Annotated in this window: 4 protein-coding genes and 1 pseudogene; 2 read left to right on the forward strand and 3 right to left on the reverse strand. The window is 48.3% G+C overall.

Going from position 1 to position 4,343, the window contains the following annotated elements; genetic code table 11:
- Window positions 1-118: 118 nt before the first annotated feature.
- Window positions 119-1,825: an SLC26/SulP family anion transporter gene (locus tag IM500_RS12380; RefSeq protein ID WP_190721529.1), complete on the reverse strand. Its 1,707-nt coding sequence runs from the start codon at window positions 1,823-1,825 to the stop codon at window positions 119-121.
- A gap of 71 nt (window positions 1,826-1,896) precedes the next feature.
- On the opposite strand from IM500_RS12380, the gene IM500_RS12385 reads away from it, so the two are divergent.
- Window positions 1,897-2,064 carry a hypothetical protein gene (locus tag IM500_RS12385; protein ID WP_190721531.1) on the forward strand — a complete coding sequence of 56 codons (168 nt, stop codon included), beginning with the start codon at window positions 1,897-1,899 and terminating at the stop codon, window positions 2,062-2,064.
- Here IM500_RS12385 and IM500_RS12390 read toward each other — a convergent pair.
- A complete protein-coding gene (locus IM500_RS12390; RefSeq protein ID WP_002780536.1) occupies window positions 2,034-2,495 on the reverse strand; it encodes a hypothetical protein in 462 nt (153 codons plus the stop codon). The genes IM500_RS12385 and IM500_RS12390 overlap by 31 nt on opposite strands.
- A gap of 830 nt (window positions 2,496-3,325) precedes the next feature.
- The gene (gene tnpA, locus IM500_RS24485; RefSeq protein WP_190721533.1) at window positions 3,326-3,745 is read right to left on the reverse strand and encodes an IS200/IS605 family transposase; all 420 of its coding nucleotides are present in this window, start codon (window positions 3,743-3,745) and stop codon (window positions 3,326-3,328) included.
- A 184-nt stretch (window positions 3,746-3,929) separates the two neighbouring features.
- Between tnpA and IM500_RS12395 the strand changes: the two are divergent.
- Window positions 3,930-4,343 (forward strand): annotated as a pseudogene (locus IM500_RS12395) (RNA-guided endonuclease InsQ/TnpB family protein); the annotation flags it as partial.

Genomic DNA, 4,343 nt, shown 5'->3' on the forward strand with positions numbered 1-4,343 from the left:
GCCAAGCTTTTCTGGTCGGAACCCCCTAAGCCGAGTTTTCAAGGTGCTGCGCCGTCCACTTGGTTTTCGAGACTGGCCTTTTAATTCTAACGTAAAGCCGCCGTTCTACGGCGGGGTTTCAGACCCAAAATTTCCGATGATGAAACGCCTCGATCGCTTCCTCTAGGGTTGGATAAATACGTTCGGTCGAGATCGTCTCGGATAGGTCTCCTTTTTTTAATTGCTGATATAAATCTTGCTTCACCCGCGCCATGGCGAAAGTAATACCACTACCGATTAATTCTCGATGTAATTCTTTCAACATATCGACCGCCGTAATATCGATATCTAGAATCGCTTCGGCGTTGAGAACGAACCACTCGACGGGGACTTCCTCCGCCTCGATCGCCGCTATTGCCCGTTTGCGAAAATTCTCGGCGTTGGCGAAACAGAGGGGTGCGTCGTAACGGTAGAGAACCAATCCGGGGATCGTCGTCGCGCCCTGCCAATCCTCGATGTCGTGCAGGCCCGCCAGATTCGGCACTTCCCCCAAAACCGCATCGTGTGGTCGCATCAGCCGTGCGAACAGATCGACCACCGATAACCCCACGGCAACGCCCACCCCGACGAGGATATCGGTGGCCAGGACACCGAACATGGTGACGAGCGCCAATCGGAACTCGCTGGTTTTGAAACAACGCAGACGGTTGAACTCCGAGATCTCGATCAGACGGAGCGCGGCGTAAATCACGATCGCCCCCAGGGCCGCTTTCGGAAACAGGGATAGCAGCGGGCGCAAGAACAAGAGTACCAAAATCACGATCAGAAAAGCCACGAGGGAAAACAGTTGCGATCGACTGCCCAGAGAATCGCCGATCGCCGTGCGACTGCCGCTACTGCTGACGGGAAAGCCTTGCATGATGCCGTTACCGATATTCACCGCTCCCAGGGCGAGTAATTCCTGATTGCCATCGATGCGATAGTTGTTTTTCGCCCCGAAGGCGCGGGCGGTCAAGACGTTATCGGAATAGCCAACGAGGGCGATACCGATGGCCGAGGAGAGTAAATAGACGAGCTGCTGGGAAGAAAAACCTCTCGGTACTTTCAAACTCGGTAAACCGGCGGGAATTTCCCCGATCACGGCGATGCCTCGCTCGTTCAGATCGAACAAATATACTGCCGATGTGGCCAGTAGAACTGCGAGTAAAGGACCGGGGGCATTGGGAAAGCGACGTTGTACCACTAGCAGGAAAATTAGAACAGCGGCGGCGAGAATCAGAGTTGGTGGGTGAATCTCGGATAAATGTCCCGAAAATTCCCCGATCTGTCCGAAAAGCGATTCCGCTTTCAGTGACATCCCGCTAATTTTTCCCAACTGACCGACGATCATGATCACCGCTACTCCGGCCATGTAGCCGACGAGGATCGGTTTGGAGAGGAGATCGGCGAGAAACCCCAACCGGGCGAAAGCGGCGACGCAGCAGACGCTCCCCACGAGTAGGGCCAATAGACTGCACAGACTGGCGTAGTTGCTCCTATCCCCGGCGACGAGGGGCATGATAGCGGCGGCGGTCATTACTGCCGTCGTCGATTCCGGCCCGACGGAGAGTTGTGGTGAGGAACCGAGCAGGGCATAGATGAGCAGCGGCGGTAGGATCGCCCATAATCCGGCGATCGGTTGTACTCCGGCCAGTTCCGCATAGGCCAGACATTGGGGAACGAGATAGGCTGCCACGGTGATCCCCGCGATGACATCTCCCCGCAACCAGGCCGAGCGATAGGATCGCAGGCGCTTTAACCCGGGTAGGGAAAACCGCTCCCTAGAAAAATTTAATCGAGTAGGCATCCTCATCTCTTCTCCTGTCATCGAAGTTCGGCGTTGTGGGAATATTGGTGGCAAGAAAGCGTTAAATATCCGTGAGTGGGAATGTCTTTTTTGCGGGACTTTCCCTTCAAAAGCGACCTCGACCTTTAGCCCTGGCGGAAAACTTTCCTGTCGGCGAGCGATCGCGTTTTTCCTCGCCTCTCCAGAGGGTTATCAATAAAAGCGATCGCTATTTACAGGCCATTACCGCGATCGTGTAGGCGTTATTATTCATGCCGTTAATATTAAAATTAATCTGATAGGGCTGTCTACCCGTGGGTGATTGGAAGGGTAAAGAATAGGTTTCGCCCCGTTTCATTTCGACATTTTTCTGGAAGGCGCTATTGACTGAATTATCGGGATATTTGAGATTGATCGTCACTCCGTATTTGCCATCGTTTTCGGGAACCATTACCCCCTTAAAAGAGGCGAATTTCACCCCGGAGGGAACGGCGAAATCGGTGTTAAAGTTATTCTTTCCTATGGCATCGATCTGTTTGCGGATATGGGTCTGATTAGTGGCTACTTCCTTGAGGTACTGACAGTTTTTCGGAAGTTCGGTAGCCTGATCTTTGGTACTGGCGACAACGGCCATCGAGGTCAGTCCGAGGATTAAACCAGCCCAGAGAAAGCTGAAAGTTTTTGTCAACATGATAGTTTTTCCCGTTAAGTTTTTCTAAAATTGGCTCTTCGGGGACGATTAAAGATAATTAAGCCTTAATTGTCCCGCCTTGACTTTTTCCGTGACCAAAGTTCTCACTAATTCTAATTTTTGGCGCGGGACTTGGTCATTATCGCTCGCAGTGGAGCGAGTTCTCCTGTTTCTTCTGGGGTTAATTTTTGTGCGTCAACCCGTGAGATGTTCAGAGAATTGCTCCTCGTTTTTACTCTCCGAACCAAGCACAAACCCCGCTCACATACCCAAGAAAGCTAGGATTCAATATTTACCTTAAATGTCGGTTTGAAGGAACTCTCGGTTTCACCGACGAGATGAAAAACCGACCAGTTTGACATACTCACCGCCGTAAACGAGCGGTGATTCCTCACCACGCCACCTTTTTAGGATGGTCGTTGAATGGGGTTGACGCTTCACAGGATACTGCTACCTTAGCGGTAGTCTTATGCCTTCCGACCCGTCCATTTAAAGTCGAACGTATGTCCTCCGGCGACCAATACTTTTTTGGGTTTGTACATACCGACCTAGGTTACGTTTTGCCTCTAGCATGGGGTTTCCAGCGGCCGTCAGCTTCCCCTTACTCATCCTCAACCCGTTGCAGGACTTTCAACCTAGTATGTTTATTGGAGGAGTATCTATGATAGGGCGGGTTTTTTAGACCACTAGAATCCTAACACAAAGCCGTCCTAAAAGGACGGGGTTTTCAACCCAAATTTTCGATAAAACAGCACTTCGACACATTTCGACACATTTCGACAGGCTCAATGTAAAGGCTCAATGTAAAGGCTCAGTGAGACGAAGCACAGCTAATATTCAGGGGAATCCTGATTCTCTACATATTTCTTAAGTTGGTCTATTGTGACACCGCCACAACTAGCCACAAAATATGCCCCCGTCCACAAAATTCTCTTATCTTGACCATATATCTCTTTCAAGTGGTCTGAAAAGTTATCCCACATCAGCTGGCAAGAAGTTGATTTTAAGTTGGCTATTAATCCACTTAACAGCTTATGGGGTGGGTAAGTCAGAAGGATATGGATATGGTCTGATTCTCCGTTAATCTCTATTACCTTCGCCTCCCATTTCTCAGCTATGTTTTGAAAAACTATTCTCAAAAACTCTAAATGCTTTTTCTGGAATACTTTCCGATGATATTTTGTCACAAGAACTATATGTACGGTGAGTTTAAAAGTGGCTCTACGAGTCTTAAAATAATTAGCCTTCATGCTATTGACACTTTTTACAATGAATTACTATACTCATAATATAAGTGGGTGGGTGGAATTAAATATAAGATGAACGTAGGTTGGGTTGAAGCATGAAACCCAACGCCTGCTCATGTTACGCTACCGCTAACCCATCCTACAAATAATTGTGCCTCCCTACTTAACACATTGAGAGGTCGAATCGATGCGAGTCATAGAGTTTAAGTTAAAAACCAATTCACACCAGAAAATAGCCATTCAAGAGGCGATCAGGGTGGGACAGTTTATTCGGAACAAATGTCTAAGATTTTGGATGGACTCTACCAAAGAAGATCAGGTTAACTATTGTACTTTGTGTAGGCTAACTACCGAATTATCTAATAGTCCTGAATTTCCTTTTGTCGGTAAACTCAACTCTATGGCTCCTCAAGCAAGTGCCGAAAGAGCTTGGTTTTCTATATCCCGTTTCTACGACAATTGTCAAAGGGGTTTGGCAAAAAAAGGCTATCCCAAATTCAAAAAGTTTTCAAGGTCTGTCGAGTACAAAACTTCTGGTTGGAAACTAACAGAAGACAAAAAGTTTATCCACATCACGGATAAAACAGGGATAGGAAAATTA

Origin of the sequence: Microcystis sp. M179S2 (assembly GCF_020245805.1) — a bacterium.
Lineage (GTDB): Bacteria > Cyanobacteriota > Cyanobacteriia > Cyanobacteriales > Microcystaceae > Microcystis > Microcystis aeruginosa.